This window comes from Serratia sp. JSRIV004 (assembly GCF_019968705.1).
GTDB lineage: Bacteria > Pseudomonadota > Gammaproteobacteria > Enterobacterales > Enterobacteriaceae > Chania > Chania fonticola_B.
On sequence record NZ_CP074140.1, the window covers coordinates 2,383,088 to 2,407,177 of the forward strand.

The following is a 24,090-nucleotide window of genomic DNA, read 5'->3' on the forward strand; positions in this document are numbered from 1 at the left end:
TGTTAGATGCAATCGTCAAAAAGGGAAAGCGCGATTATACAAGAATAACGCCAGCTTGATACCTCCAGAGTCATTGTTGAGCATCGGAGTTTGACATTGCTCGATGACAGTGCAAAAAACAGTCAAAAACGGCGGGTAATTGCCGAGGAAAAATTGGCTAAAGCTGTTATGCTTATTAAAGTTACACGGTCACAGCAGAGTTCATGATGAAATATCAGCAACTGGAAAATCTGGAGAGCGGTTGGAAATGGAAGTACCTGGTGAAAAAGCACCGGGAAGGTGAAGCGATCACCCGCTACATTGAAAACAGCCTTGCTCAGGAGGTCATTGACCAACTGCTGAAGCTGGAAAATGAACCGGTCAAAGTGCTGGCGTGGATCGATGAGCACATGAATCCGACGTTGGATAACCGGATGAAGCAAACCATCCGCGCCCGGCGTAAGCGTCATTTTAACTCAGAACATCAGCATACGCGCAAGAAATCGATCGATCTGGAGTTCCTGGTCTGGCAACGTTTGGCTGCGCTGGCGCATCGCCGTGGCGTGACGCTATCGGAAACCATCGTACAGCTGATCGAAGATGCCGAGCGCAAAGAGAAGTATGCCACCCAGATGTCATCGCTGAAACAGGATCTACAGGCGATCCTGGGTAAGGATGATAAATAGCATTACCCAATGTTAAAGCCAAAAAAAACCCCGCAATGCGGGGTTTTTTACTAAGAAGCGCTTACTTAGCCCTGAGGCTGAGAAACAACTTCTTTGATGCCTTTAACTTCGATCTCTACGCGACGATCTGGAGCCAGACATGCGATCTGAGCTGCAGTTGCGCGGCCTGAACGGTAGCCACAAGAGTCACCGGTAACTGGGTTAGCTTTACCCATGCCACGTGCAGAGATCTTGTCTGAAGGGATACCTTTAGACACGAGGTAATCCACAACGCTTTGTGCACGTTGCTCAGACAGGCGCAGGTTGTATTCTGCTGAACCTACTGCATCAGTGAAGCCCAGAACGACAACAGAACCGTCTTTCGGATCCAGTGAGCTCAGTTGGGTGTACAGCTGATCCAGAGCTTGTTGGCCTTCTGGCTTCAGGGTCGCTTTGTTGAACGCGAACAGAACGTCAGAAGTCAGAGTGAACTTCTTGGTCTCAACAACTGGAGCTGGGGCTGGAGCTGGAGCTACTACTGGAGCAGCAACTTCCTGGCCAAAGCGGTAGGAAACACCTACGCTCAGCATGCCGTTGTCTGGACGTGCACCAACGGTACCTGCGTCACCGATGTTGTTAACCCACTGGTAGTCCAGGCGGGTAGCCCAGTCACGAGTCAGTGCGTATTCAACACCCACTGCTGCCAGTGGAGAAACGCCAGTGTCATGGTTGCTCAGGCGCTGATCGGTTGCACCGTAGTGAGCGTTCGAGTCTGCACGCCAAACCATACCACCCAGACGGGTGTAGATGTCCAGATCGTCCATGATTGGGTAGCTCAGTTTAGCTGCCAATTGAACGCCTTGAGCTTTAAAAGCACCGTTGTTCACGCTGCCTTTGTAAGGCATACGGCCAAGCCAGTCGTAGCCCATTTCGAAGCCCAGGTATTGGTTCGCTTGGTAACCCAAGAACGCGCCTGCACCCAGTTGGCTTTTATGAGTAGGACCGTTGCCGATACCATTCTCATAGCCGTTACCGTAGAAACCGGTGTCATGATACTGGGACCAACCCAGTTTGGCACCAGTGTACCAAGTGTCGTCTTTTGGTGCGGCTTGCGCTACTGTAGCGAAACCTGCCAGTGCCACTGCTAATGCGATAGCTGTCTTTTTCATTTTGCGCCTCGTTATCATCCAAATAGGCAATGAGCTTTAAAGCTGCTTTAAGCCCTTGGTTTAAATTCCTTCGCCAAGGTTTGAGCCCTCGTTTGTTACTCTGCCAGTTTTTCTGGCGTTATAGAGCAACCTTGGCGATGTAAAGTCTACAACGTGGCGCGAAAGTTACAAGTGTGATGTGATAAAGCTCTAAAAAAAAACATGGAATTAGACATATCCTCTAACATATCGGGGGGCTAAACGAGTCTTTTTTTAACATGGAAGGTGGCGCCGAACCGCAGCCAACCTCGCTTTTCGCCCGATCTGCCTGCGATTGCCAGACCAAGCGATAAAAGTGATGGGAAAAGTCCTAAATTTACTTAATGATACAAAGAAGAGTGAATTTTTAAGGTTGAACAGTGTCTGTCGGCAGCAACGATGTCACGTTGGGGTCGCATAATGAACCCATAGGCATTGCCCAATTCTGCCGCTCGACTCAGCCTTAGACGATCCTCTTGTGTCAATTCTGGTAACCAGCCTAGCACCACACTGTAATTTCCTGTCAGTAAAGCCTTCTCCATGGCATCTACGGTAGCCAGTGGATTGATCTGATTAAGCTGTACGACCTTATCAACCGGCAGGCTGGCCTGCTGCAGCCAGGTTTTGCTCAGTTTCTGCTGCGGGGTCAACCACAGTAACCAGCGTGATTGCTTGCCCAACTGCTGCAACAAAGGCACCAATAACTGAGCTACGGCGGGTTGCCGCTCATTGTAAACAAGCTCACTGATTAGGCCATTTTCGTTGCCCTCTTGCGCAGGGATCACCGCTTGCTTTGCCGGCATTGGGGATTGGCTAAAATGAGGTTGATAAAGTGATTGAGTACGCATGTCGTCTCCCGCCCGTAGTGTTACTGTATGTATATACAGTATAGCCATCGAAACAGAAGATCAACCCAAATTTTCGTAACGCTTCGCATAATTGAGATTATTTATTGTACGTCTTGAATTTATGATTGGCACGACTAGGGATAATGCGTATTTTTTTTAATTAGTTGTTCCCGTTACGTTTATTCCAACCAAAACATGCCTAATGGCTGTGGCTTCATATAAGGAGAGTTAAATGAATGGAGGATCGTTAAGGAGGATCGAACAGGCAAAGTCCTGCTTTGCCGCCCTGGGAAATATTGCCCTACGCTCGCAGTTTGGCGGCTATGGCCTGCTGGCGGACGGCACAATGTTTGCGGTCATTACCGAAGGTGAGCTGTATTTGCGTGCAACGGAAAGTCTGGAAACCGCTTTTCGTGAGCGTGGCATGGTGAATATGACCTATTTAAAGCGAGGGGTCCCCATGGTCATGCGCTATTACTGGGTGAATGAAGAGTTGTGGCGGCAGCGTCGCGAACTGTGTGCGCTTGCTTGGCAGGCTATCTGTGAGACGCGTAAAGAGATAAAGGTAAAAAAACGCTGCAATGGCAGATTGAAAGATTTACCGAATATTGATGCCTCATTAGAGCGCCAGCTGTGGCGAGCAGGCATATGCAATATTTATGATTTTCGCCTGTTGGGGGCCAGAGATAGCTATCTGAAGTTGCTGCAACAGCAAAAAAATCTGGGCATGAAAGTGCTGATGTCACTGGCGGGGGCCATGGCGGGCTACCACCATGCCGCCTTGCCTAATCTACAAAGGGAGTCGTTGACCGAATGGTTCGAAAACAACGCGCTCTTTCCCACCTTTGAGGCGCGGTCAGAAGACCGCGCCTGCGGCCCACATCCTTGAACTATCAACCGGCTTGAGTAATTTGTGTATTGAGTGCCGTCAGCTCTGGTAGCAATTCGAGCACCAGGCCAATTTGCTGCAACACCAGCTGTTCTTTGCTTTCCGGCTCCGGAACCAGCGCAGTAATACGCTCGGAGAGGGCTTCCAGTGCCTGCGTGATACGCTGACGATCATGAGCGTCGTGGTGTAATGCACCATCAACATAGCAAACCGCATCGTTGAGCAAGTCCAGCACGGCGGCACTTTCCAGGCGCTCACGGTGAGCGCCCAGGGCGGAAATATAGCTCAGCAAGGTATGGTTCAGGCACAGCAGGCGGAATGCCGCTTCCTGAATGGTTTTATCGGCTTTAGGGTCAGCAGACATGTTAGAGATCACCGACGCCAATTCTGCATCGCTATTATGGGCATCGCGGCGGGCAATACGATAAGGCAGGCCGTTATCCTTGCCCTGATGGTACTGCACCAGAATGGCATCCAGATAACGGCAGTCGGCATTCAGTGTCTTGCGCACCATGGCCGGTAACTGACGGAACTTCCAGTCTGGCCAGATAAAACTCACCGCTGCCCAAGCGATGGCACAACCCAGCAGGGTATCGTAGACGCGCGGGGCAGCCACTTCGAACCCTTCGCCCAGCAGGTTAAAGCATAGCAAGACCAACAGGGTGATAAACATCGTGGCGTGGGCATATTGCACGGTTCGGAAGGCGAAGAACAATACTCCGGAGATCACGATCAGGATCAATTGCCCTTCCAGTGAGGGCACAAAATACAGGATCGGCAGCCCGATCAAAATGCCCGCCAGAGTGCCGATGATCCTTAACGCCAAGCGCCTGCGTGTGGCGTTGTAGTTAGGCTGGCAGACAAACAGGCTGGTCAGCAGGATCCAATAACCGTGCTGCATCCCGGTCAGTTGAATAAACGCATAGCCCACGCACAACACCACCGACATACGGATGGCGTGGCGGAATAGGGCGGATTGTGGTGTCAGGTGGCGGCTGATACGCAGGCGAATATCGCTCCAACCGGTGAGCCGGTCGTCTGACAGGTTGTTTTCCTCGGTCTGGCCACTCGCCAAGGACTGCTCAGACTCGATATTGGCCAACTGAGCGTCAATTGCCCGTAAATTCTTCAGCAGATGGGATAGCGCTCTGGTCAGTTCGCGATTTTCTGGGGTAATGGTAATCCGGGTTAGCGCCTCTTCCAGGCGTGAAAAAGCGGGCTCAAAACGCGGGCTATGCAGATATTTCTGCCGTAGCAGTATCGACTGCGCCAGTTGCTGGCAGGCACGGGCCTGCTTGGCCAGCAGCCGCTGAAACCGGAACAGAATATCGCTGTGGCGGAACTGTTGGCTTAGCGCCTGATACTGTACGTGAGAAGAACTGGCGCGTTCATGGATATCCTGAGCGACAAAATAGTAGTGCAGCGTTCTGCGGGTGCCGCGCTGGCCACGGTCGCCTTTCAAGCGGGTCAGCAGTGAAGCCTTGGTCAGGTTCAGCGTGCTGACCAAGGTGCTGTTGGCCATCGCCACGTCAACCCATGGCAGGTCGGCGTCCGATTCGGCATCTGGATCGAACAGATTGGCCTTGGCATCCAGGTAGTTGGCCAACTGTTCATAGCAGCGGGCCAGGTTTTCCTGCAGGGGCTTGATAGGAAATAGCACATGGCCGATCAGCGTCAGCAAGTTGTACCAAATGGCACCGATAATCAACAGAACCGGTTGCTGGTACCAGGCGTCGTACATGGAGGTGCCAAGCATGGTGTAGACGGCGATCAGCAAGGCACCGAAGGCGATAGTGGCGTAACGCTGCCCTAATGCCCCCAGCAGGATAAAGCCGCAGGTTGAGGTCGTCAGCCCGAGGGCAAACAGCCAGGGGTAAGGAAACAGCAGTTCAATCGATGTCGAGGCCACAAAAAAGCAAACTAGCGTAATGAGCAGATTTCGCAATCTTCCTGCCAGCCGGTCGTCCAGATCTGCTAGCGCGGCGGCAACAACACCCAGCGTTAACGGAATGGTCAGTTTAGGGACGCCCAACCACCACGGCACCGCAGAGGCTCCAGCCAGAGCGATAAAAATACGCAGGTTATAAAGCAGGTTGCTGTTATAGGTATAACGCCGAATTTTGGGTGCTAAAGAGAGCACGACAAGCTCCTAAATGGGAGAAAAGTTAACGCGATTAAAAGCGGCGGCGGGCGTTCTCGATCCGCGCCTGTTGGGCCACCTCAACCGGCACGACGCGGCGGCCGACTGGCCACAGGGCGATAGCGGCTATCTTGAAATTGGCGATGCCTACCGGAATACCGATAATGGTGATGCACTGGGCGATACCCGCAATAATGTGTGACAGGCACAGCCACCAGCCGAACAGGACCAGCCAGATGATATTCAGCAAAGAACCGCCAGCAGCCAGTAGGGCATTGCTTTTCTCTGGGTATAATTCATCGACATGAATCGCTTCGTTGCCAAATGGCAGCAAGGAGATTTTGGTAATTTCCCAGCAGGAGCGGGTCAATGGTAGGGTGAAAATCAGCACGACGCTGAAGAAGGTGGCAATCAGCCAGCCAAGTGTGGTGAAAAAACCACCCAATACGAAATTAAGAACGTTCAATACAGTACGCATAGTCGTCATTCTGCTCTAATGATGGCCAAACGGCACGGGGAAAGTATTCATCAGCATAACGCAAAAACTATTCTACCCTTTTTTTAACGCTAGAGTGCCATTGCTTAACGCGGGTAAACTGGCGGCAACTCTGAACATGATTATGGCGTGGGCATATGGAACTTAAAGCGACATCGCTGGGCAAGCACCTGGCACAGCATCCCTACAACCGCGTACGGTTGTTGCATGCCGGGGTTGAGGTGAGCGGTGAGAAGCATGAATACCTGATCCCTTTCAACCAGTTGATTCAGATGCGTTGTAAACGCGGGATCGTCTGGGGGGAGCTTGAGTTCGAACTGCCGGATGAAAAGGTTGTGCGCCTGCACGGTACCGAGTGGCAGGAAACCCAGCGCTTTTACCACTATCTGCAGCAGTCTTGGCAGCAGTGGAGCAGCGAGATGAGTGAAGTGAGCGCCGAGGTATTGCAACAGCAGGTCGATCATATCCGCCAAATTGAGCAACAGGACAAGTGGTTCAAACGTACCGAATTGAGCAGCTTGCAGCAGCAGATCCACCAGTCGTTTGGCGCATTGCCCATGCCGGTGGCGCGGCTGGAAGAGTTTGAAAACTGCCGTGAAAGCTATCATTTGTGCCTGCAGTGGCTCAAATCTGGTATGCGCAGCGTGGCGCAACGCAATCAGCGGTGGTGCGACCGGATGCTGGAAACCCACCAGGATTTCTTCCAGACCGTTGAAACGTCACCGTTGAATGAATCGCAAAGCCGGGCCGTGGTGAACGGCGAGGATGCCGTGCTGGTTCTCGCAGGAGCCGGTAGTGGCAAGACCTCGGTGCTGGTGGCGCGGGCGGGGTGGCTGCTACTGCGTCAAGAGGCCGAGCCTGAGCAGATCCTGTTGTTGGCATTTGGGCGCAAAGCCGCCGAAGAGATGAACGAACGCATCCAGGAACGTTTGGGCAGCGTGGCGATCCAGGCGAAAACGTTCCATGCGCTGGCGCTACAGATTATCCAGCAGGGTAGCCGGAAAGCGCCGGTGATCAGCAAGCTGGAAAGCGACAGTAAAGCGCGCAGGACGTTGCTAATTACCCACTGGCAACAGCAGTGCAGCGAGAAGAAAGCACAGGCCAAAGGCTGGCGACAATGGTTAACGGAAGAGCTGGAGTGGGAATTGCCTGAGGGCGATTTCTGGCATGACCGGCGTCTGGCAGAGCGTTTGAGTGGGCGCCTGGAGCGCTGGCTTGGCTTGATGCGCACCCACGGAGGTAGCCAGGCCGAAATGATAGAGCAGGCCGATGAAGAGATCCGCGACCTGTTCAGCAAACGCATTCGCCTGATGGCACCGTTGCTGAAAGCGTGGAAAACCGCGCTGAAGGATGAGGGAGCGGTCGATTTTGCCGGGCTGATCCATCAAGCCGTTAATCTGCTGGAAAAGGGGCGCTTTATCAGCCCGTGGAAGCATATTCTGGTGGACGAGTTCCAGGATATCTCACCACAGCGTGCGCAACTGCTGGCGGCATTGCGTAAGCAAAACAAGCAGACCAGCCTGTTTGCCGTCGGCGATGATTGGCAGGCAATTTACCGTTTCAGCGGGGCAGAGCTGTCGCTGACCACCGCCTTTGCCGAGAACTTTGGCGTAGGCGAGCAGTGTGCGCTGGATACCACCTACCGCTTTAACGATCGGATCGGTGAGGTGGCCAACGGCTTTATACAACAGAACCCGCACCAGTTGAAAAAACCGCTTAATAGCCTGACCAAGGGCAACAAGAAGTCGGTGGTTATCCTGCCGCAGGAGCAGTTGGAAGCGTTGCTGGACAAGCTAAGTGGCTATGCGAAGCCGCAAGAACGGATCTTGGTGCTGGCGCGCTACCACCATCTCAAGCCTGAGGTGTTGCAAAAGGCGGCAACGCGTTGGCCGAAGTTGAATATCGAGTTTATGACCATTCATGCCAGCAAAGGCCAGCAGGCTGACTACGTGATCATTGCCGGGCTGTATGAAGGCAAGGATGGATTCCCGGCGGAGGTCCGTGAATCCGTGCTTGAAGAGGTTTTATTGCCTCAGCCTGAGGATTTCCCGGATGCGGAGGAGCGGCGTTTGCTCTATGTCGCCCTCACGCGGGCCAGGCATCAGGTTTGGTTATTACAAGATCGCGAACGCCCGTCGGTATTTATCGAGCAGTTGCAAGAGATTGGCGTGCCGTCGCAAAGAAAGCCGTAAACCACAGGCCTGGCACTACACCAGGCCTTGGTATTATTTCAGGCGTTCGGCGAGGTACTTTTCGTAATCAGGAATGGCGATCACTACTTCGCTCTTGAACAGCGAGGAGTCGATCAGGAAATCGGCGGTGGAGCGGTTGGTCGCCACCGGGATGTTCCAGACCGTGGCCAGGCGCAGCAAGGCTTTGACATCGGGGTCGTGAGGGACGGCGTTTAGCGGATCCCAGAAGAAGATCAGCATATCGATCTTGCCTTCGGAGATCAGTGCACCGACTTGCTGATCGCCGCCCATCGGGCCACTCAGCATGCTCTGCACCGGGATACCGCTGGCTCGCTGGATCAAATTGCCGGTGGTGCCCGTGGCATACAGCTGATGCTGGGCAAGTACTTCCTTATTGTCTTCAACCCATTTCAGCAAGGCCTGCTTGCGATGGTCGTGAGCAACGAGCGCAATATGCTTGCGTGCTGCGATGGTGCGGGTGGTTTGTTCCATGTCGCTGTCCTTGGAAAATCGAATGATTCGCCACAGATTACTGAAACTGTATTTCACTGCCTAGTGCTAACGCGGGAAATTGCGACCAAACCGCGCCTTTGCGGCATAAAGGCGTGGTTGGCAGCATTTAACGGTTGCGAGATTGGCCGGCCCAGGCGATAAACCGTTTTTGCGTCTCGGGATCGGCGCGCAGGAACCAGTATTGCAGCATTTCCTCGGCAACGTTGTCGCCGTTCAGGGCGATAACCGCTGGGCTACCCTGTGTCGCCGAGAGCACGCTGGCACGCAGATGGGCTAACGCCGGAACGGAGGCCGGGCGATTTTGAGCGTTATAATCGGCAACGATCTTCTCCAGGTCATTCCCATTGGGTGGGGTTGTTAGTGGTAATACATCGTGTTTGATTGCCAACGGCTTGCCGTGGTTACCTAGAATTTTATAATTCGGCGCTTTATCAAACCGCTGGGCATCCTGCTCATTCTCGATACGCGGTAGCTCAATGGTGACGGCGCTGACGTTTTGACTATTGAACACCACAATCTGCGCGGATGAAGTGTAAAACATCTGAGACCGTGGTTCTTTACGTACGGATTTGGTGACTTTGAACAACAGCTGATGCTGCCCGTCATTTAATTCCAGACTATCGGCTCCTTTTAACAACGAGCCCGTCATTTGCTTGCCGTCGACCACCATCAGCTCGATGTCCGGGGAAAGCTTCAGGGTCGTAGCTGCGGCCGAAACGCTTAGCGATATTCCAAGCAGCCCCGCAACCACCAGACCAAATTTCATTGTTACTTCCTTTTCGTGAAACAGTATGACTAGTGTTGGATACGCCACTAGTTATGTCAAATCTTTTCAGAATGCCGTTTAATTTACATTTACACACATTTTGATGATATTTGAAATATGATTTGGCTCAAACCAGCCTGCAGGCAGTATAGATGCAGACTGATAACAAATTTTAACCGATGTTGGCGTTTCGGTTACACTGATGAAAATGCTTTTCGGAAAACATCAGGAGCGAAACATGCAAGACCTAGCAATTGCAGAGGTACTCAAGCAGGTCAAAACCATTGCGCTAGTGGGGGCCAGTGATAAATCGGCGCGGCCCAGCTATGGCGTAATGGCTTATTTGCTGGCGCAAGGCTATCAGGTCATTCCGGTGAGCCCGAAGCTGGCCGGGCAGACGCTGCTTGGGCAGGTGGTTTATGCCTCATTGGAGGATATTCCTCATCCTGTCGATATGGTGGACGTGTTTCGTAACTCGGAGGCGGCGTATGGGGTGGCACAAGAGGCCATTGCGATAGGCGCCAAGGTGTTGTGGTTACAAATCGGGGTGATCAACGAACAGGCGGAAGCATTGGCCAAACAGGCCGGGTTAACGGTGATTATGGATCGTTGCCCGAAGATTGAGATCCCGCGACTGGGGCTGGCACGCTGATTGAATGAAAACGCCAGGATTGGCCCTGGCGTTTGAGACTGCTGATAGACTTCAACCCGTTACTCTACGTAGAGGCGCTGGTTTCTCAGGCTTGACGCTTAGTTACGCAGCCGGGGGGCCTGTAACTGGCTGCGAATGGATTCCGCCAGTTCATCCAGAGAAGGCTGTTCAGGGTGTGCATCCTGTGCTTCCCCCGCCAACTGCGCTTCTGCCAGATAAGTGTGAACCGGTTGGCCTTCGTCGTCTTCCATCACTACGTGATACCACGGGGCGAGGCGCAACTCGTCATTGGCTGCAATCTCGTCTGCTTTTGGGTGCTCCAGAGAGTATTCTGGATCGACATCAATCACTACCCCCAAATACCCCAGCAGCCGGTGACGAACCTGCTGACCGATACCGAATTTGCTGGCTATCATATGACCTCCTGAGAAACAGTGCATTGAACTCTATATGAGGACAAAAACAGCGCATTTCAAGTTAAATCACCCGGCAGGCAAACCCTTTCAGATACAAGCCTTCAGGATAAGTCGCAATCACCGGGTGGTCGGCAGCCTGTCGGAACTGCTCTACAAATTGTACATCACGCCCGGCATCTACGGCAGCATCGGCCAAAATTTTCTGGAACAGATCGGTCGGCATCAGGCCAGAGCAGGAGAAGCTGAGCAGAATGCCACCCGGGTTCAGCAACTGGAAGGCTAACATATTGATGTCTTTATAACCGCGACAGGCGCTGGCCAACTGATTTTTGTTTTCGACAAACTTCGGTGGATCCATGATGATCAGGTCGAATTTCTCACCCTGCGTGCGGTAGTTGCGCAGCAGTTGGAATACGTCATCACGTACAAACTCGGCCTTGCTCAAATCCAACTGGTTCAGTTCAACGTTCTGCTTGGCGATATCCAGCGCGGCCTGTGACGTATCTACGCTAATGACCTGCTCACACCCGCCCATCAAGGCAGACACCGCGAAAGCGCCGGTGTACGAGAAGCAGTTGAGCACGCGTCGGCCTGCGGAATAGTTACGCGCAGCCAGGCGGCTATCACGCTGATCGAGATAAAAACCGGTCTTGTGGCCTTGTTGAATATCCACCAGCAGTTTCATACCGTGCTCGGTGATCGGTAGCAGGGCCGGGGGAAGATCGCCCAGCACCGGGCCTTGGGTAAGCGGCAAGCCCTCTTTCTTACGTACGGCAACGTCTGAACGATCGTAGATCGCGCATTCTGGGTAGCAGTGCTGGAGAGCAGAAAGCAGCGGGGCGCGCTGATATTCGGCACCGGCGGACAGTAACTGTAAAACCAGGAAGTTCTGGAAGCGATCGATGGTGATCCCCGGCATACCGTCAGATTCACCGGCGATCAGGCGATAACCGTTCAGCCCGTCACGCTTTGCGACCCAATCACGCCAGCTCTGTGCCTGCTGCAAGCGGCTGATAAAGAAAGCGATATCAATTTCTTCGTCCTGCTTGAAGGTCCAGACGCGTGCGCGAATCTGCGATTCTGGTGAATAGGCACCGCGTGCCAGCCATTTGCCCTGGCTGTCATGGATATCGATGGTTTCGCCGGACTGGGCTTTACCTTCGACACGGAGAACAGCGCCAGAGAAAATCCACGGATGGCGACGGAGTAAGGACTTTTCACGTCCTTTGGCAAGAAACAGGCGCATAATTTTTACTCTTTAATTACAACAGATTACAACTGACAGGTCACTATCAGTCAAAATAAAGTCACAATCATAAAGGAAGCTCCATCCATTCAGAGCCTCGAGAGTCCTGATAGCGAGCTGTCATTTCGGCTGATTTGTGACCCAAAAGGCGCTGGGCGAATTCACTTCCTCGCGCCTCTGTATGAAGACGGGCGGAAAGGCTTCTGATTTCGTGGAAAGAGGGCGGATCTCCTTCCCACGATAAGCCGGATAGTTTACGCGATTTCGTGAAATAATCCGACATTGTTCTTTCAGCTACCTTGCCACCTGTGCGAGGTGAAATGATGTAGTCGCTGGTTTTATTGATATCGCCGATAAGTTGCTCAAGGCTAACGTCAGCTATGCTCAGCCTCATCGGTATGGCGACCATTGATCCGGTTTTCCCTTGCTTGACCAGAAGCCTGTCGTTAGAGATATCATCCCATTTCATATTGCACACGTCACCCATGCGCTGCCCGGTTACAAGCGCCATATCAAGTGCAGGCACAAACCAAGATGGTAGGGCGCTAGCGCATCGCCTTATGGAGTTGAAATCCGCCAAAGACAGACGTGATCGCTTGACGTCTGTCTTTGGGTTCCTGGTGGCTTCAACGGGATTGTGCTGTATGGCTCCGTCTGCAATAGCCTCCCTGAATATATCTAGCAGCGTTCCGCGCATGATTTTTGCGCTTGAGCTTTTCCCCTGTTCAACGTAGTGGTTAACGAATCCGGCGATATCCTTCGTTGTGAACTCAGCGATAGGCTTGTCTGGGAAGTAATCACGGTATATCCCAAGCTTGCTACGGTGATTTACCATCGTTGACTCCTTCAAGCCTCGGCGCTCAACAATGGCATCGTACCGGTCGAGCCACGCATGAAATGTAACCACGCCGTCTTCCTGGATGCGCTGTGCCAAAGTTCGCTCACCATCACCCGCCATAAACTCCAGATTTGCTGAGATTGCTTCAGTTATTGCCAGTCGCTTATCCCTTCCTAATCCGTACTCCTTACCCGTCCTTGGGTCGCGGTAGCAGTAGTAACCCCCATTACGAACATAGAGGTTTGGCGGAAGGTCGCGCCGCCTTGAGTTCCTGACTCTTGCCATTCCTGATCCTCGATAAAAGACCGCCAGGCTTTTTGCTTTGCCCGTCGATTCTCTTTGCGTTTTCGGACAGCAGCCACTCCTTGCCATCCTTCTCTGGTGCGGGCCAGATTTTGCCTTCACGAATCAACCGCCTTATGGTTTCTTCGTTTCGCTTAATTGGCTGCCGCTCGTTCCATTGTCTGATTGTCAGCATGCAAACTCCCGCAAATAAGACGTGATGATCCCCACCCATGCAGTGGGCATTGGTTGGTAAATTAATAACTTGATAAGTTACTAGTTATTTCTCTGCATATACCTCATGACACACACAATTCAACTGCAGCCAGGCTGGTGGCCTTGTTGGCAGCAAGTGTGCAACCTTCAGAGCGTGTTTATCGAGGATTTGCCGGTAGGTGAGTGTATTGCCTGGTTGGCTGAATTCTTTGATGGCTTCTTTGGCCTGGCTACGGATAACGTTGTTTGTGAGTATGTCCACGCCTTACCCCTCCATACCCATCCCCAATATCGCCGCCGCAGCGCACAATAGCGCGATGACTATCACCACCTCCCAATCAACTCTAATCTTCATGCAACCCTCCGATTCTTCAGGCTCCACTGATGGCGCTCGTTATCTTCCCGGCACTCTTTGCAGCAGAAGTTGGTTCCTGGCACTGATGGCTCACCGCAATCTCCATTTAGGCAGATTGGTGAGGGTGCAGGCTCGTGCTGCCGAGAATTCAGTGCTACTTGAATGTTGAATTGCTCAAGCTCAGAAGCTTGGTCTAATTGGTCTGCGTACATGGTTTGTCTCCTAAGCCTAAGATTTCCAGAACATCACCAGCCTCGCAGCCCGACGTTAGCGTGGCCTTCTTGTCATGCAGAGAAACAACAACCGGTGCTGGCATTACACCGGTTTTTTCCACAATCCCTGATGGATAACGCTGCTTAATTCGTCCGTAGAAACGCGGCCAGCAGTAAAGAATGCGCTGGGTAACTGCACACTGATGATGTTCATAGGGGGATACTCCGAAGAGTGAAGGGGGATTACTTGTTAGGGGTAGGTGCTGCTGCCAATGCGGCGCGGCAGGCGGAAATAGCGGCCTTTGCTCGATCCCATGCTTCATGGTCACGATCGGAAATGCGGATGACCTCGGCCATTGCATCGAGCAGTTCGCTAGGCACCGCAGGCGCTGGCGGGGCGGTGTATGCAATATCTGGGTGCGCCATCCTTGCATCTATAGCAGCGTCAAATTCATTACCCTCTAATTCAATTAACTCATTCCACCCAGCCAGGCCGGGTTCATTTTCTGCCCCAAATGCGTCTTTATCTCGTAGATACTGATACCGCATTGAGTTACGTAGGGCATGCGCATTGATTTTTCCGTTGTAATTGGCTCCCCGCCGGAATGCTTCTATCGCACTTAAATTTTGCGCATCTTCAGCAGTAAGTAGTGACATAGCCTCAAGATATGTCATTTCTTCGCCACTCATGTTGCGCTCAGCATCTGCGCGACGAGTGCGCTCGAAAACAGCGGCGTCCCTCCATGTTTCGAACCCATCTGGACCTTTATTTTCTATGCGCAAACGATAGAGTTCGGCGTAGATTTCATCTGTCACCGGCACACTCCGCGCCTCCCTTACAGCCAGCAGCTCGGCGGCTAGGGCTTTCAATATCGCCACGTCAGCGTGACCGAGCGTGTAACCGGCCTTTAAGTCAGCTACGCCGTTGATGGTTTCAGTTGTTACCGTTGGTATGGTCATGCATCACCTCTTAAGCCGATACGCTTTCTACTGGCGCAGGGAAGTTTAGGTGCAGCTCAAACCCCGCACCTGCATTCTCTACGGCGGGGCTAAAATCCCCTTTATGCCCAAAGACATTTTTTTTCTTGTCCATATCCCATAGGTACACTTGCGGGTCGCCAATCGTATAAAACCCGATACGCTTCGATGGGCATTTATTAAGTACAGCCTGAACCTCGGCAATCCAGGCTTTCTCCGCTTTCGTTAGCTCTGACATATCACTCCCCCTCGACCTCAACCTTAAATCCTGCCGTTGCAGCTTCTACCATCACTGCCGCAAGGCTCACCACTACGTGTTCGCTAATAAACTCACAGGCTATGCCGATATCGCATTTCCGCAACTTGATAGGCTGCTGTAGTCGCTGCTCAAGCTCTGCTATTCGTTTTCCCATCACCGCAGCGTCAGCTTTAAGATGTTCCTCGCGTTGCTCTGTTGAATCTGCGCGGCGTTCTGCTTGACTTAAAAGCGCCTGCATTTTTGTGTGTTCGGCATCAAGGCAGCGATCCCATTTAGTACGCTGGTTTTTCTCAAGCTCTGCTATGCGCTGGTTTTTCTCTTCCAACGCGACTTTTGCCTCGCCAAGAATTACAAGCAGTTCGTCATGATTGTTGAGCAACGCTTTTACTGCTGGAGAGTAACGCCAGTTTTGGCTATCCGGTCCGGTGGCAGCGTCACGAAGTGTTGCTTTCGCGTCTTCAACGGTGATTTTTAACTTTTTCATAAGTCTGCTCCGCATCTTCCACAACGTTCACGCCCACTCATATCGTGATAAGTGGCCCCGTCATGCTTACAGTCTTCCCACTCGGAAAGACTGGCTTTCAACTCTGCATTTTCATTAAGCAGTGCGGTTACGTACTCTTGCGAATACAGCGCAATCTCATCCGGTTGCTTCATGGGCGAAAGAAACATCCAGCCCACGCCACCGTTTGCTTCGTTTAATTCTTCTTGCGTTGTCCAACCAACCGGCTGGCTAAGTGCTTCTAATTTATCTGTCATGCTGTTGCTCCTGCATCATCGTTGCCGTGTCGTAATACCCGATGAGCATTGAAAGTAACCCTGGGTTCTTGGCGACAAACCGGCATAGGTCGGCCATATCTTCAGGAACTGCTACTGTCACCAATGCCGATTGCTTGCCAGGGAAAACGCTAGGTTTGTTCAGAAGCTCTCTTAACGGCTGAATGCGTGATGAAATGTATTTACTCATAGCTTTGCTTCCTCCTGGGCGTACACTGGCAAGACATTGCGAACAGCAAACATTTCTTCATCTGGCTTGTGTGGCGTCTGTTCCTCAACCCACTGGCCGCCAACGTTGCAAATCTCATAACGCCAAGCAATTATTTTTCCGTTTTCCATTAGCCTCTCTCCCCCTGTGTGTGCTGCCCGCCCAGCACTTCACGGTCGTAGTTTTCATGCCGCGCTTGGCATTCAATGCTGCAATAGGCTTGGCCTTTCTCATCATCGAAAACGAACCCTTCTGAATCTGCATAAACAATGCGATTGCAGTAGCCGCATTCCTGACTCCAACCGTGCTCGGTGATAAGGACTTTCCAAGGCACGTTACCGGTGGCCGCGTAGCTATCAAGCTCAGGAACGCGACGACAAGAGACAATATCGCCAAATTCAACTTCCAGCTCGTTGGCACCTTCACGCCGCGCCGTAACATGGTTTTTGGCAAAGCGGATGCAACCAAACTCATCCGCCTGGACGCTAAACGCTTTCAGTTCGCTATCACTCTTCATGATGGGCCTCGCTGTCACACGTGCAACGACCGAACATGGCTAAACTGATCGGCGACGGATCATCCGGGTGTGAAATGCTGTTTGTGCTGTAGAGGGTTTTGCGTTAGATGACCGAATATTCACCCGGGCCAAACACCTGCAACAACTTGCCAACCCGGACAGATAATCGGGTGCTGCGACCGTTGCGGGTTTCAACAACAAACTCGCACTTGTCACCGATTTTTAGCTTTCTCGGTTCGCCTGCGTACCCGTTGCAAGTATCGCAGCGCTTCAGTTCGCTATTAGTTGCCATCACCGGGCCTCCACGCGCTTAAATTCGATCACCCACACCCATGGGTTAGCCTGCCAGCTTTCAGCTCCATAGATGGACTCCCAGAGCGTGGCAAACCGGTTGATATGGCTCGGCTGCAATGCCTCATGCTCGCCAAGGCTTTCCCACTTATCTTCTGGCACCCCATTGGCTGCAAACCATGTTGCAGAACCGACACCCTCTGCCTTGGCATCCTCTTCGCTGATATCGTTCAGGCGCTCAACGCGAACGGCGGTGATTTCCAGCACCAGGCGACAGGCTTTACGTGGCATGTGAAGTGATGGCGTCCACTTGAGCTTGTACTCCTTGCGGACTTCATCACCATAGGGAGTGGTATCAGCGCGGTATGTATACCCCTCAAACTGGCCGGTAATGGCTTCAATACCGGTGCCGGTCAAATCCATGAATGTTTCACGCACCCAAAGCCGATCCCCAATGTCACCAAATGGACAGGCATCGCCAACCAAGCCAACCCAGTCACCTTTTCCGTTCTGCAATTCCTCTTCGACATGCAGCATCGTTTGAAAGATATTGCTAGGCCACGAATGACCACCACGAGGCTTCCCATGCTCATCGACGTAATCGCATGGCTCCGGTTGTGGCTTCATCACTCGCCGCGTCTGCGTCTTGCGTCCATCGAGGATTGCGCGAACCATGTCGCCGTTGAAAAGCATTGGACGCTCTTTCATACCCGGCCCTCCCGCAGCTCGACAACGTACGCTTGCAGCTCGTTAATCTGCGACCGAATAGACATAGCTGTGGCGCCGAATGCGTGAGTATCCGGGTGCATGGCTTCGAGTTGCTTAAGCTTCTTCGCGATAAACTTCTCAATCGCTTTAGCCTCTACTTCTGCCAGTGCTGCGCCGGTGGCGGGGGTTTCGCTGTCGGATAGTTCCGGTAGAACTTCATCCCATGAAGCAACGTCACCGTTGAGATGCCAGCCGATAACACCTTCGCTATCGCGGGCTAAATCTTTAACTGCAGTGATGATGAAGTCTTGAATGCAATTCTCCGCCGCTAGCGCATCGCGCTCAGCAACAACAGCATCCAGCCGCTGCTTGAGTTGCTCGTAAGTCAGTACGTTCATGGTTGTTCCTTTTGTTCAAGCTTCAAGCGCAAACTGACGCCAATCTTCCGGGCCATTCGTTGAATGCCTCGTTGGGTGCGCTCAAGCTTTTCTGCGATGAGGGAGGCAGGCATAATTCCAGCCACCTCCCTGATGAATTGAAGTTCGTAGGATTCCCACTTTTCAGCCATCAGCGCCTCCATTGTTCGCCAAATACAAAGCCGATTTCTTCCAGCGCCTCGTCCATCTTTTCGATAAACTCAGGCACCATTTCGTCAAACTCAGCCATGTACTTTTCATCGCGCTCAACGACAACGTGGTGAATCCCTTCACGCTTCATTCGCGGGTCATAGTTAGCAAAGAACCAGGCATCCTTTCCGGTTACCCACATGCTGAATTGCACCTGAGCCATGTAAGCCACCTTGATAGCATCGAAGCCGCCAAGGCGGAATTTCATAAAGTCGCGGGAGGTGAAAGGGCATTTAAGCTCTAGGCCGTAGTCGTTACTGCATAGACCGTCAGGGGAGCAGGCCGTGCGTAGCGTGTCGTCCTTGAACAGAATCGGGGCCTGCGCCACATTCACACCGGTGGTGAACTCAAACAGCATCCGTGCTGATTCCTCGTGCTCCTTGCCCCATGCCAGCGCCTTGGCGTTAACCTCCGGGGCCACGCCGGTGCATACCTCGCCAAGCAGCGTGTGGAAGTAGGACATCTTCATATCCGACCACTTCTTTCCGCTGCGGGGCTTTGATATGACGTTCGAAACTTCAGAGGCGGTGATTACGCCAAGCCTTAACCGCAGCCAGCTTTCATCACCTTGCTCGACTTTGAGCACATCCACGCCGGTGCGCTCCAGAATAATTTCTGGTGTCATGCTGCCACCTTGGCCTTTTTGGATAGAAAATCATGGGCCTTGATAGCTTCTGTCTCTGTCAGTTCTTCAGCCTTGGCAATAGGGCGGCGGAATATCTGTGAGCACAGTGGAAGCATGTCCTCTTCCCATGTTTTATCCATGTGAGTGAGAAGGTCGGTGATGGTTTGCAGGGTTTCCAGCGTAGCGGGGGATACGTCGCGTTCCTGGCTCCGTTCTTGGTTGAAGTTGATACCTTCACCGCTTTCGGTATTTACGTAGTCAATGGCAGCATCCAGGCGTTCACGACGAGGCCAATACTTTGCCGCCTGCTTAACAACAGTTTTCAATATCATCTGTTCTTCGTCGGTAACCCATGGGCAGGCCTTGCCTTTCGATTTAAACGCCTTCCAAGCCTCTGAGCGGTCGCGAATCGAATAGATATCCTCAGCCCTCATTGTGTGGGTCAGGTAGTCGCCTTCGTCCGTTTTGACTACCGTATAAGCACCAACAACATCGCCACGCTGCTCTATGGTGTCGAACTCGTTAAACTCATGCCGTGGGGCCTTATCGATGCCCACTCGCATAAACTTGTCGTTCTTGCGCACGATTGCCGACTGGCACCACTTAATCGCGCCTGATTGCTGCGCGATGTGCATCAGGCCCATGTAGCTAATATCGAGGCAGATAGCGCCTTTACGTGGCACCATGTAGGCCAGCTTTTGCGCTGGGTTAAGCGTTATCCCGATCGCTGCGATGTTCTTGATGGCGCTGCAGGTTGATACTGGGTTTTGAACAGCAACACCGGCCAGATAGTCGTTATTGGCGAAAATCTGCATTGCAAACTCCGCCTCACGCTTGAACGTTATGCTCGGCTCTGAGCACATCTGTTCAAACTCAGCTTTCAGCGGGTTAATCAGGCTGTGTACCTGAGTTACTAACTGCTGATTCATCACGCCACCTCCCTGAATGTTCCGTTCAAAAACTCGTTCTCGCTGGCCTGCCTGGTTGCCTCAGCAAGGCAAATGCGCTCAACCATGTCAGCGTATGCATCCTGTGCGCCATCGCCGTAGAGGCCCAATCCAGAGCGCAGGAACGGGTTAGCAAAATCGCTGAGTAACTCAGGCCACTTTTTAGAAAGCTCATCGGCCTTATCGCGAATCCACTCGCTCTTGGATTGCTCGTATTCACTTTTGCTTTCTCGAACCTCTTCGGCCCGGTCGTAGTTCGCATACGGATTCATTTCAACCCCCGATAAAATAGGCAGCGTGATACTTGGAATAAGTTGTCGTCTTTGCGCTCAATGGCTAGCATCGCCATTAGCTGCAATGCGCGGGATACGTTCATTAGGGCTCACCTCTCTGGTTCAGAGTGTCTTTAAGCCAGCGCCCTATAACGCGCATCCGGCGAGTGATTCTTTCGAGTAGTGATTCGTACTGAGCGCCCATGCTTGGGCACCCAGCAAATGCGAGCTCTTGCATGGGTGACTCCTGAATTTGAGATAAAAAAATGCCGCCCAGACTTGAGCGGCTAATTGATGACATTGAGGGTAATGCACTGGTCTGGAGCCAGTATCAAGCCCACTCGAAAATGAGCTTTGTACTGAGCTACTTGCCGAGAGCTTTGTTGATTGCTGCCTGCGCCTTTCGCTCTGCCGGGCCATCAAAGCCAAGTTCTGTAAGTGCCGCCATTACCTCCTGCAGTGATTCCAGTAATTCAGGCGCGGCTGCAAATAGCCGTGCGATATCAAAGTCGCCATTGAATCCAGCTCTTGAATAGACATGGCAGGCCTGCTCATTACCAGCATCAAAAACATATGTATCTCTTGCCGTGAAAGGCGCTCCCTTAAACTTACTCATCCCCAAATCCCCCACATAACAATCCAAAACACAGTGCAGCCGCTTATCATGGCTGCCCATACCTTCCCGCGATAAGACATGCTGCACCCCGCATCTAAGTCAGAACCAGCCCAGCACCGCACCCAGCGGAGCAACAAACACGCCGATAACACGCGCCACTTGCATACCGCCCCATTCGGCCAGAACAAAGCCAGAGTCGATGATTTTCCAAATGTTCATAATCCAGCCGATAATCCCGGCGATAACAACCAAGAAACCAGCTATAGAAATCGAGTTCATATTTTCTCCAGACATAAAAAAAGCCGCATGGCGACTTGTGATAGATGCCCCGGCGGGCGTTAGTAGCCGCGCTTTGCTTTTCTGGCGTAGAACAGCGCTGCTATGGCGGCAAATCCATCGGCGCGCAACTCCCGGTATAAATCCACGTCGTAACTTTTCATCGTCTAACCCTCACTTAATGATGTGAACTGCGTCATGCCACCGGGCATTTGTGCTTCTTGCCAAACACCCGCTGAGCCTGAATTATTTTTGAACCGCTGCGTGTCTCGTAAAAAGTTGCTCTGCAGTTGCTGCAAAACAGAACCTTCTTTCCTTGACCATCAACACCCCAGCCTACAAAGTCGTTTATCTCTTTCATCGTGCTGTTACCGTTCCGGTCTTACGATGCCCTGCGTTGAACATCGCTACTTGAGGTAAGCACATAGCCCCACAATCCTCCTGTGGCTGCCGTGGTGACGCTGGGCCATCTATCAGGGTTAGCGCCTTGGCTACCCTGTCGCAGCGCTTTGTTGCCGCTGCCACTGGCTGTAATCCTGCCCGGCGAGCCTTGCGACGGCTCCGCGCATTCTCTGTTGCTGCGTAGGTGTATACGACTGTCATAAATACCTCCGGTTATCTGCTTTGGTGATTGGATGACCGGTACTGATCTCCGGCTTAGGGCTTCCACCTTTTCATAACGAGTTTGAGACCGTGGAGCGTCTTCCTCAGTGCGGTTGCCCGCCACCGGAAAATCCGGCGTTCTGTGGTCCATCGTCTTTACGGATTACTGTCTTAACCAGACCGGGATACGGGCAGTTAATCCGCGCGCATCAGCCTGCGCATTCATCCAATCCCAAAGCAGACTTCACTTTGGTCCGCATTTCTGCGGCTTATTCCCATCAATGTTAAAGAGCGTGACACTGGCTAACTGCTGGCTTCGTGTCAGTGTTTCGTGTTGATGGAATGACTATACCCAAGGTTATAATGCATAGCAATACCCAGGGATATAAAATTAATACTCATAGGTATAATTCTATGATAACAATGAGAAAAAAGTTTTTTTAATGTGGCGTTTAGCGGTTTGCTAAAAATATTCTGATGTGAGTCTTGATCTTTGGTCTGATGAAAGTCAGTATTATACTGTATATAAAAACAGTTAATTTGAAATTAACCATAAATATCAAGATAGTGAGAGGTTTTTTATGCGTACAGCTTTTGTTCGCACTGGGGTCGGCAGGTATGAAGAGAGCGGGCCCACACCTCTAATGAGGTGTAGGATTTATGGATTTTATCGCTTGAATGAGCGTGATAGATACACGACGACACCGATAATCTTTGCGTCATCTCCTACGGGTATTAGGGGGACGCGAGGTTCACTTGAAATCAGGAAGCCGTTTTCTCCGCCAGTTGTAAACTTGTAGACGGACGCCTGATCCTTCACCTTGGCATATACGAAATCGTTGTGCCCAGGCGTTTCTAGGGTATCTACTACAATGATCGCACCATCTGGAGCTTCAGGGTAACCACTGTCATACCTAAGCTTGTATGCTCGACAGTTAGGTGACTTTATAGTGTCTGGTACAGCAACAACATCCTTCGTTTCGCCGTTATCATCCCATAAGTTCACAATGAACAAGCCAGGGATGGCTTCTTTGTCATAAGTGGTGATTGCATTGCCGTTATCACTGTCACCGTCACGCATTGGGCCAATGCCTTTGGCTAGCCACTCTGGGCGAACGCCTAGCACCGTAGAAATCTCAACGATTTTGGCTGAACTCTGCGTCTTACCAGTAACGATCTTCCAGATAGTCGGTTGAGCAATCCCAGCCTTCTCGGCAAGTGATGTCTGAGAGATATCACCAGCTTCCATCGCTATTTTTAGCCTTTCGGCAAGAGTTGAAGTATTCATACCGCCGAACATATAACCAGAGGTATCGACAGTCAAATATCCTGGGGTATTGCTATTTACTAAACCCACGGGTATTATTCCTTTAAATTAAACCGAAGGGAATTAATTATGGTCAATAAAGTTATACAAAAGGCCATCCTGGTGGTTGGTAGCCAGAAGAAACTGGCAAACGCAGTTGGAGTAAGTCAGCCAAACGTCTGGTGCTGGCTGCATAACAAGAAGCGAGTTTCTCCTGAAAACGTATCAGCCATCGTGGATGCAACTGATGGGAAAGTAAAAGCCTACGAAATCCGCCCGGATTTGCCAAAGCTTTTCCCTCACCCAGAACGCGCCGCATAGAACCACCGCTCTTTAACACAACAGGCTCCCCCTACCGCAATGTAGGGAACAACAGTGGTCACCCACGGGCTGATCACATCTACATCATTACTTTTGATAGGGAAATTATCACGTATGGAAGTTGCAAAGACACGCAAAGCCGCTCGTCAGATTGAGAGTGCGCTATTGAACAAGATTGCTGTTAAAGGGGTTAGCTCTATCGCTGATGCGGTTGGGGTAGCTCCGTCACAGGTAACCAGGTGGAAGGATTCACTCGTACCAAGAATGGCAATGCTGCTGGCGGTGCTGGAGTGGGGCGTCGTTGACGATGACCTTGCAAGGCTGGCTAAGCAGGTGGCGATGTTGCTGACGCCAAAAGAAAAACCCCGGATGGCAGTCCGAGGTTCAGAGCAGATAACACTAAATTTCTGAGGTAATTATACATGCAAAACACTGGATCAGTAAACAGTGATACGGGCCAGCTAAAGGCTGGCGATAAGTTTGATACCCCATACCCGTTCAAGGAGTACGAATACACCTACCAGAATTATGATGGTGATATCGAATCCGTAACTCAGTGGGTTGGAGGGTGCCACAAGAAGCAAGAGCCAGCTGATTGTGGCTATGGCGAACAGACCTACTACGTTGCTGATGCTGAAGGCCGCCGCATTCTGGAAGTTCTGGCCGTTGTGGACATGCCGGGGAAGTGGCAACGCCGCATTCTCTACTCATGCACCATGATCCCACCAAACGAAAGACCAAGGCTAGGCCGGAAAGCCTTCACTGTCACCGAGTCTCGCTTCAAAAAAATGATTGGTGGCTACTTTGCTGATTACGAAGTCGAGGCGACCGAATGAATACAGCCAGAATATTAACCTTCCCCGATCAA

Annotated in this window: 37 protein-coding genes; 8 read left to right on the forward strand and 29 right to left on the reverse strand. The window is 51.8% G+C overall.

Annotation, left to right across the window (positions count from 1 at the left end):
* Positions 1-206: 206 nt before the first annotated feature.
* Positions 207-665, forward strand: coding sequence for a macrodomain Ter protein MatP (gene matP / locus KGP21_RS11315; protein ID WP_037375184.1), 459 nt, complete (start codon positions 207-209; stop codon positions 663-665).
* A gap of 65 nt (positions 666-730) precedes the next feature.
* Here the strand turns inward: matP and ompA are convergent, their stop codons facing one another.
* The gene (gene ompA, locus KGP21_RS11320) at positions 731-1,813 is read right to left on the reverse strand and encodes a porin OmpA (protein WP_021182055.1); all 1,083 of its coding nucleotides are present in this window, start codon (positions 1,811-1,813) and stop codon (positions 731-733) included.
* 359 nt (positions 1,814-2,172) lie between these two features.
* Positions 2,173-2,634: an SOS-induced cell division inhibitor SulA gene (sulA, locus tag KGP21_RS11325; RefSeq protein WP_235050763.1), complete on the reverse strand. Its 462-nt coding sequence runs from the start codon at positions 2,632-2,634 to the stop codon at positions 2,173-2,175.
* Positions 2,635-2,911: 277 nt separating this feature from the next.
* On the opposite strand from sulA, the gene KGP21_RS11330 reads away from it, so the two are divergent.
* Positions 2,912-3,568: a TfoX/Sxy family DNA transformation protein gene (locus tag KGP21_RS11330; protein WP_223538191.1), complete on the forward strand. Its 657-nt coding sequence runs from the start codon at positions 2,912-2,914 to the stop codon at positions 3,566-3,568.
* Between the two features lie 4 nt (positions 3,569-3,572).
* On the opposite strand, the gene yccS is transcribed toward KGP21_RS11330, so the two are convergent.
* Together yccS and KGP21_RS11340 are read right to left on the reverse strand one after the other, a co-directional pair.
* Positions 3,573-5,708: a YccS family putative transporter gene (gene yccS / locus KGP21_RS11335; RefSeq protein ID WP_223538194.1), complete on the reverse strand. Its 2,136-nt coding sequence runs from the start codon at positions 5,706-5,708 to the stop codon at positions 3,573-3,575.
* A 34-nt stretch (positions 5,709-5,742) separates the two neighbouring features.
* Positions 5,743-6,186, reverse strand: a complete 444-nt coding sequence (locus KGP21_RS11340) for a YccF domain-containing protein (protein WP_223538197.1) — start codon at positions 6,184-6,186, stop codon at positions 5,743-5,745.
* A 155-nt stretch (positions 6,187-6,341) separates the two neighbouring features.
* On the opposite strand from KGP21_RS11340, the gene helD reads away from it, so the two are divergent.
* Entirely contained in the window at positions 6,342-8,396 is a 2,055-nt protein-coding gene (gene helD / locus KGP21_RS11345; protein ID WP_223538200.1) for a DNA helicase IV, read from the forward strand.
* A 33-nt stretch (positions 8,397-8,429) separates the two neighbouring features.
* Here the strand turns inward: helD and KGP21_RS11350 are convergent, their stop codons facing one another.
* A complete protein-coding gene (locus KGP21_RS11350) occupies positions 8,430-8,888 on the reverse strand; it encodes a methylglyoxal synthase (protein ID WP_021804871.1) in 459 nt (152 codons plus the stop codon).
* A 127-nt stretch (positions 8,889-9,015) separates the two neighbouring features.
* On the reverse strand, positions 9,016-9,675 hold the full coding sequence (locus KGP21_RS11355; RefSeq protein WP_223538204.1) for a DUF2057 family protein: 660 nt from the start codon (positions 9,673-9,675) through the stop codon (positions 9,016-9,018).
* Between the two features lie 238 nt (positions 9,676-9,913).
* Between KGP21_RS11355 and KGP21_RS11360 the strand changes: the two genes are divergently transcribed.
* Positions 9,914-10,327: a CoA-binding protein gene (locus tag KGP21_RS11360; RefSeq protein ID WP_021182047.1), complete on the forward strand. Its 414-nt coding sequence runs from the start codon at positions 9,914-9,916 to the stop codon at positions 10,325-10,327.
* A 98-nt stretch (positions 10,328-10,425) separates the two neighbouring features.
* Here the strand turns inward: KGP21_RS11360 and hspQ are convergent, their stop codons facing one another.
* From hspQ to KGP21_RS11380, 4 genes are all read right to left on the reverse strand, one after another.
* The gene (hspQ, locus tag KGP21_RS11365; RefSeq protein WP_021182046.1) at positions 10,426-10,743 is read right to left on the reverse strand and encodes a heat shock protein HspQ; all 318 of its coding nucleotides are present in this window, start codon (positions 10,741-10,743) and stop codon (positions 10,426-10,428) included.
* Positions 10,744-10,804: 61 nt separating this feature from the next.
* Positions 10,805-11,989: a 23S rRNA (cytosine(1962)-C(5))-methyltransferase RlmI gene (rlmI, locus tag KGP21_RS11370; protein WP_223538207.1), complete on the reverse strand. Its 1,185-nt coding sequence runs from the start codon at positions 11,987-11,989 to the stop codon at positions 10,805-10,807.
* Positions 11,990-12,056: 67 nt separating this feature from the next.
* Positions 12,057-13,112, reverse strand: a complete 1,056-nt coding sequence (locus KGP21_RS11375; protein WP_223538211.1) for a tyrosine-type recombinase/integrase — start codon at positions 13,110-13,112, stop codon at positions 12,057-12,059.
* A complete protein-coding gene (locus KGP21_RS11380) occupies positions 13,054-13,305 on the reverse strand; it encodes an excisionase (RefSeq protein WP_071680705.1) in 252 nt (83 codons plus the stop codon). Before KGP21_RS11380 ends, KGP21_RS11375 begins: the two co-directional genes overlap by 59 nt.
* Before the next feature lie 105 nt (positions 13,306-13,410).
* Between KGP21_RS11380 and KGP21_RS11385 the strand changes: the two genes are divergently transcribed.
* The gene (locus KGP21_RS11385; RefSeq protein WP_223538216.1) at positions 13,411-13,638 is read left to right on the forward strand and encodes a hypothetical protein; all 228 of its coding nucleotides are present in this window, start codon (positions 13,411-13,413) and stop codon (positions 13,636-13,638) included.
* A gap of 497 nt (positions 13,639-14,135) precedes the next feature.
* On the opposite strand, the gene KGP21_RS11390 is transcribed toward KGP21_RS11385, so the two are convergent.
* The 19 genes from KGP21_RS11390 to KGP21_RS11480 all read right to left on the reverse strand — a co-directional run bounded on the left by KGP21_RS11390 (position 14,136) and on the right by KGP21_RS11480 (position 22,952).
* Entirely contained in the window at positions 14,136-14,852 is a 717-nt protein-coding gene (locus KGP21_RS11390; protein ID WP_223538218.1) for a hypothetical protein, read from the reverse strand.
* 10 nt (positions 14,853-14,862) lie between these two features.
* Positions 14,863-15,108, reverse strand: coding sequence for a hypothetical protein (locus tag KGP21_RS11395; RefSeq protein WP_223538221.1), 246 nt, complete (start codon positions 15,106-15,108; stop codon positions 14,863-14,865).
* A 1-nt stretch (position 15,109) separates the two neighbouring features.
* Positions 15,110-15,613 (reverse strand): hypothetical protein, encoded by a 504-nt coding sequence (locus tag KGP21_RS11400; RefSeq protein ID WP_223538224.1) that lies wholly within the window; start codon positions 15,611-15,613, stop codon positions 15,110-15,112.
* Positions 15,610-15,888, reverse strand: coding sequence for a hypothetical protein (locus tag KGP21_RS11405; RefSeq protein ID WP_223538226.1), 279 nt, complete (start codon positions 15,886-15,888; stop codon positions 15,610-15,612). Before KGP21_RS11405 ends, KGP21_RS11400 begins: the two co-directional genes overlap by 4 nt.
* A complete protein-coding gene (locus tag KGP21_RS11410; protein WP_223537768.1) occupies positions 15,878-16,096 on the reverse strand; it encodes a hypothetical protein in 219 nt (72 codons plus the stop codon). Before KGP21_RS11410 ends, KGP21_RS11405 begins: the two co-directional genes overlap by 11 nt.
* On the reverse strand, positions 16,093-16,245 hold the full coding sequence (locus KGP21_RS11415) for a hypothetical protein (protein ID WP_223537772.1): 153 nt from the start codon (positions 16,243-16,245) through the stop codon (positions 16,093-16,095). The genes KGP21_RS11410 and KGP21_RS11415 overlap by 4 nt, the downstream gene beginning before the upstream one ends.
* Complete coding sequence (locus KGP21_RS11420) at positions 16,245-16,631, reverse strand: hypothetical protein (RefSeq protein WP_223537775.1); 387 nt, start codon at positions 16,629-16,631, stop codon at positions 16,245-16,247. Before KGP21_RS11420 ends, KGP21_RS11415 begins: the two co-directional genes overlap by 1 nt.
* A gap of 103 nt (positions 16,632-16,734) precedes the next feature.
* The gene (locus KGP21_RS11425; RefSeq protein ID WP_223537777.1) at positions 16,735-16,923 is read right to left on the reverse strand and encodes a hypothetical protein; all 189 of its coding nucleotides are present in this window, start codon (positions 16,921-16,923) and stop codon (positions 16,735-16,737) included.
* Positions 16,923-17,630: a hypothetical protein gene (locus KGP21_RS11430; protein WP_223537780.1), complete on the reverse strand. Its 708-nt coding sequence runs from the start codon at positions 17,628-17,630 to the stop codon at positions 16,923-16,925. The genes KGP21_RS11425 and KGP21_RS11430 overlap by 1 nt, the downstream gene beginning before the upstream one ends.
* On the reverse strand, positions 17,627-18,028 hold the full coding sequence (locus KGP21_RS11435; RefSeq protein WP_223537782.1) for a hypothetical protein: 402 nt from the start codon (positions 18,026-18,028) through the stop codon (positions 17,627-17,629). The genes KGP21_RS11430 and KGP21_RS11435 overlap by 4 nt, the downstream gene beginning before the upstream one ends.
* On the reverse strand, positions 18,025-18,198 hold the full coding sequence (locus KGP21_RS11440; protein WP_223537785.1) for a hypothetical protein: 174 nt from the start codon (positions 18,196-18,198) through the stop codon (positions 18,025-18,027). Before KGP21_RS11440 ends, KGP21_RS11435 begins: the two co-directional genes overlap by 4 nt.
* Positions 18,198-18,881, reverse strand: coding sequence for a lambda exonuclease family protein (locus KGP21_RS11445; RefSeq protein WP_223537789.1), 684 nt, complete (start codon positions 18,879-18,881; stop codon positions 18,198-18,200). Before KGP21_RS11445 ends, KGP21_RS11440 begins: the two co-directional genes overlap by 1 nt.
* A complete protein-coding gene (locus KGP21_RS11450) occupies positions 18,878-19,810 on the reverse strand; it encodes a recombinase RecT (protein WP_223537792.1) in 933 nt (310 codons plus the stop codon). Before KGP21_RS11450 ends, KGP21_RS11445 begins: the two co-directional genes overlap by 4 nt.
* Positions 19,810-20,100 (reverse strand): host nuclease inhibitor GamL, encoded by a 291-nt coding sequence (gene gamL, locus KGP21_RS11455; RefSeq protein WP_223537794.1) that lies wholly within the window; start codon positions 20,098-20,100, stop codon positions 19,810-19,812. Before gamL ends, KGP21_RS11450 begins: the two co-directional genes overlap by 1 nt.
* A gap of 103 nt (positions 20,101-20,203) precedes the next feature.
* Positions 20,204-20,401: a protease FtsH-inhibitory lysogeny factor CIII gene (locus KGP21_RS29760; RefSeq protein ID WP_371824846.1), complete on the reverse strand. Its 198-nt coding sequence runs from the start codon at positions 20,399-20,401 to the stop codon at positions 20,204-20,206.
* A 63-nt stretch (positions 20,402-20,464) separates the two neighbouring features.
* Entirely contained in the window at positions 20,465-20,716 is a 252-nt protein-coding gene (locus KGP21_RS11465) for a hypothetical protein (protein WP_223537797.1), read from the reverse strand.
* A 99-nt stretch (positions 20,717-20,815) separates the two neighbouring features.
* Positions 20,816-20,995, reverse strand: a complete 180-nt coding sequence (locus tag KGP21_RS11470) for a hypothetical protein (RefSeq protein WP_223537800.1) — start codon at positions 20,993-20,995, stop codon at positions 20,816-20,818.
* Between the two features lie 354 nt (positions 20,996-21,349).
* Complete coding sequence (locus KGP21_RS11475; protein ID WP_223538229.1) at positions 21,350-21,595, reverse strand: hypothetical protein; 246 nt, start codon at positions 21,593-21,595, stop codon at positions 21,350-21,352.
* A gap of 667 nt (positions 21,596-22,262) precedes the next feature.
* Positions 22,263-22,952 carry a helix-turn-helix domain-containing protein gene (locus KGP21_RS11480; protein ID WP_223538232.1) on the reverse strand — a complete coding sequence of 230 codons (690 nt, stop codon included), beginning with the start codon at positions 22,950-22,952 and terminating at the stop codon, positions 22,263-22,265.
* Positions 22,953-22,991: 39 nt separating this feature from the next.
* On the opposite strand from KGP21_RS11480, the gene KGP21_RS11485 reads away from it, so the two are divergent.
* From KGP21_RS11485 to KGP21_RS11495, 3 genes are all read left to right on the forward strand, one after another.
* The gene (locus KGP21_RS11485) at positions 22,992-23,222 is read left to right on the forward strand and encodes a helix-turn-helix domain-containing protein (protein WP_059201405.1); all 231 of its coding nucleotides are present in this window, start codon (positions 22,992-22,994) and stop codon (positions 23,220-23,222) included.
* Positions 23,223-23,336: 114 nt separating this feature from the next.
* Positions 23,337-23,633, forward strand: coding sequence for a CII family transcriptional regulator (locus KGP21_RS11490; RefSeq protein ID WP_223538235.1), 297 nt, complete (start codon positions 23,337-23,339; stop codon positions 23,631-23,633).
* An 11-nt stretch (positions 23,634-23,644) separates the two neighbouring features.
* Entirely contained in the window at positions 23,645-24,058 is a 414-nt protein-coding gene (locus KGP21_RS11495; protein WP_223537817.1) for a hypothetical protein, read from the forward strand.
* The last annotated feature ends 32 nt before the right edge of the window (positions 24,059-24,090 follow it).

What these genes read in the sequence shown, in the direction of transcription:
- matP (WP_037375184.1), top strand. Translation starts at nt 207, where the DNA reads ATGAAATATCAGCAACTGGAAAATCTGGAGAGCGGTTGGAAATGGAAG.
- ompA (WP_021182055.1), bottom strand. Translation starts at nt 1,813, where the DNA reads ATGAAAAAGACAGCTATCGCATTAGCAGTGGCACTGGCAGGTTTCGCT.
- sulA (WP_235050763.1), bottom strand. Translation starts at nt 2,634, where the DNA reads ATGCCGGCAAAGCAAGCGGTGATCCCTGCGCAAGAGGGCAACGAAAAT.
- KGP21_RS11330 (WP_223538191.1), top strand. Translation starts at nt 2,912, where the DNA reads ATGAATGGAGGATCGTTAAGGAGGATCGAACAGGCAAAGTCCTGCTTT.
- KGP21_RS11340 (WP_223538197.1), bottom strand. Translation starts at nt 6,186, where the DNA reads ATGCGTACTGTATTGAACGTTCTTAATTTCGTATTGGGTGGTTTTTTC.
- helD (WP_223538200.1), top strand. Translation starts at nt 6,342, where the DNA reads ATGGAACTTAAAGCGACATCGCTGGGCAAGCACCTGGCACAGCATCCC.
- KGP21_RS11350 (WP_021804871.1), bottom strand. Translation starts at nt 8,888, where the DNA reads ATGGAACAAACCACCCGCACCATCGCAGCACGCAAGCATATTGCGCTC.
- KGP21_RS11355 (WP_223538204.1), bottom strand. Translation starts at nt 9,675, where the DNA reads ATGAAATTTGGTCTGGTGGTTGCGGGGCTGCTTGGAATATCGCTAAGC.
- KGP21_RS11360 (WP_021182047.1), top strand. Translation starts at nt 9,914, where the DNA reads ATGCAAGACCTAGCAATTGCAGAGGTACTCAAGCAGGTCAAAACCATT.
- hspQ (WP_021182046.1), bottom strand. Translation starts at nt 10,743, where the DNA reads ATGATAGCCAGCAAATTCGGTATCGGTCAGCAGGTTCGTCACCGGCTG.
- rlmI (WP_223538207.1), bottom strand. Translation starts at nt 11,989, where the DNA reads ATGCGCCTGTTTCTTGCCAAAGGACGTGAAAAGTCCTTACTCCGTCGC.
- KGP21_RS11375 (WP_223538211.1), bottom strand. Translation starts at nt 13,112, where the DNA reads ATGGCAAGAGTCAGGAACTCAAGGCGGCGCGACCTTCCGCCAAACCTC.
- KGP21_RS11380 (WP_071680705.1), bottom strand. Translation starts at nt 13,305, where the DNA reads ATGCTGACAATCAGACAATGGAACGAGCGGCAGCCAATTAAGCGAAAC.
- KGP21_RS11385 (WP_223538216.1), top strand. Translation starts at nt 13,411, where the DNA reads ATGACACACACAATTCAACTGCAGCCAGGCTGGTGGCCTTGTTGGCAG.
- KGP21_RS11390 (WP_223538218.1), bottom strand. Translation starts at nt 14,852, where the DNA reads ATGACCATACCAACGGTAACAACTGAAACCATCAACGGCGTAGCTGAC.
- KGP21_RS11395 (WP_223538221.1), bottom strand. Translation starts at nt 15,108, where the DNA reads ATGTCAGAGCTAACGAAAGCGGAGAAAGCCTGGATTGCCGAGGTTCAG.
- KGP21_RS11400 (WP_223538224.1), bottom strand. Translation starts at nt 15,613, where the DNA reads ATGAAAAAGTTAAAAATCACCGTTGAAGACGCGAAAGCAACACTTCGT.
- KGP21_RS11405 (WP_223538226.1), bottom strand. Translation starts at nt 15,888, where the DNA reads ATGACAGATAAATTAGAAGCACTTAGCCAGCCGGTTGGTTGGACAACG.
- KGP21_RS11410 (WP_223537768.1), bottom strand. Translation starts at nt 16,096, where the DNA reads ATGAGTAAATACATTTCATCACGCATTCAGCCGTTAAGAGAGCTTCTG.
- KGP21_RS11415 (WP_223537772.1), bottom strand. Translation starts at nt 16,245, where the DNA reads ATGGAAAACGGAAAAATAATTGCTTGGCGTTATGAGATTTGCAACGTT.
- KGP21_RS11420 (WP_223537775.1), bottom strand. Translation starts at nt 16,631, where the DNA reads ATGAAGAGTGATAGCGAACTGAAAGCGTTTAGCGTCCAGGCGGATGAG.
- KGP21_RS11425 (WP_223537777.1), bottom strand. Translation starts at nt 16,923, where the DNA reads ATGGCAACTAATAGCGAACTGAAGCGCTGCGATACTTGCAACGGGTAC.
- KGP21_RS11430 (WP_223537780.1), bottom strand. Translation starts at nt 17,630, where the DNA reads ATGAAAGAGCGTCCAATGCTTTTCAACGGCGACATGGTTCGCGCAATC.
- KGP21_RS11435 (WP_223537782.1), bottom strand. Translation starts at nt 18,028, where the DNA reads ATGAACGTACTGACTTACGAGCAACTCAAGCAGCGGCTGGATGCTGTT.
- KGP21_RS11440 (WP_223537785.1), bottom strand. Translation starts at nt 18,198, where the DNA reads ATGGCTGAAAAGTGGGAATCCTACGAACTTCAATTCATCAGGGAGGTG.
- KGP21_RS11445 (WP_223537789.1), bottom strand. Translation starts at nt 18,881, where the DNA reads ATGACACCAGAAATTATTCTGGAGCGCACCGGCGTGGATGTGCTCAAA.
- KGP21_RS11450 (WP_223537792.1), bottom strand. Translation starts at nt 19,810, where the DNA reads ATGAATCAGCAGTTAGTAACTCAGGTACACAGCCTGATTAACCCGCTG.
- gamL (WP_223537794.1), bottom strand. Translation starts at nt 20,100, where the DNA reads ATGAATCCGTATGCGAACTACGACCGGGCCGAAGAGGTTCGAGAAAGC.
- KGP21_RS29760 (WP_371824846.1), bottom strand. Translation starts at nt 20,401, where the DNA reads ATGTCATCAATTAGCCGCTCAAGTCTGGGCGGCATTTTTTTATCTCAA.
- KGP21_RS11465 (WP_223537797.1), bottom strand. Translation starts at nt 20,716, where the DNA reads ATGAGTAAGTTTAAGGGAGCGCCTTTCACGGCAAGAGATACATATGTT.
- KGP21_RS11470 (WP_223537800.1), bottom strand. Translation starts at nt 20,995, where the DNA reads ATGAACTCGATTTCTATAGCTGGTTTCTTGGTTGTTATCGCCGGGATT.
- KGP21_RS11475 (WP_223538229.1), bottom strand. Translation starts at nt 21,595, where the DNA reads ATGACAGTCGTATACACCTACGCAGCAACAGAGAATGCGCGGAGCCGT.
- KGP21_RS11485 (WP_059201405.1), top strand. Translation starts at nt 22,992, where the DNA reads ATGGTCAATAAAGTTATACAAAAGGCCATCCTGGTGGTTGGTAGCCAG.
- KGP21_RS11490 (WP_223538235.1), top strand. Translation starts at nt 23,337, where the DNA reads ATGGAAGTTGCAAAGACACGCAAAGCCGCTCGTCAGATTGAGAGTGCG.
- KGP21_RS11495 (WP_223537817.1), top strand. Translation starts at nt 23,645, where the DNA reads ATGCAAAACACTGGATCAGTAAACAGTGATACGGGCCAGCTAAAGGCT.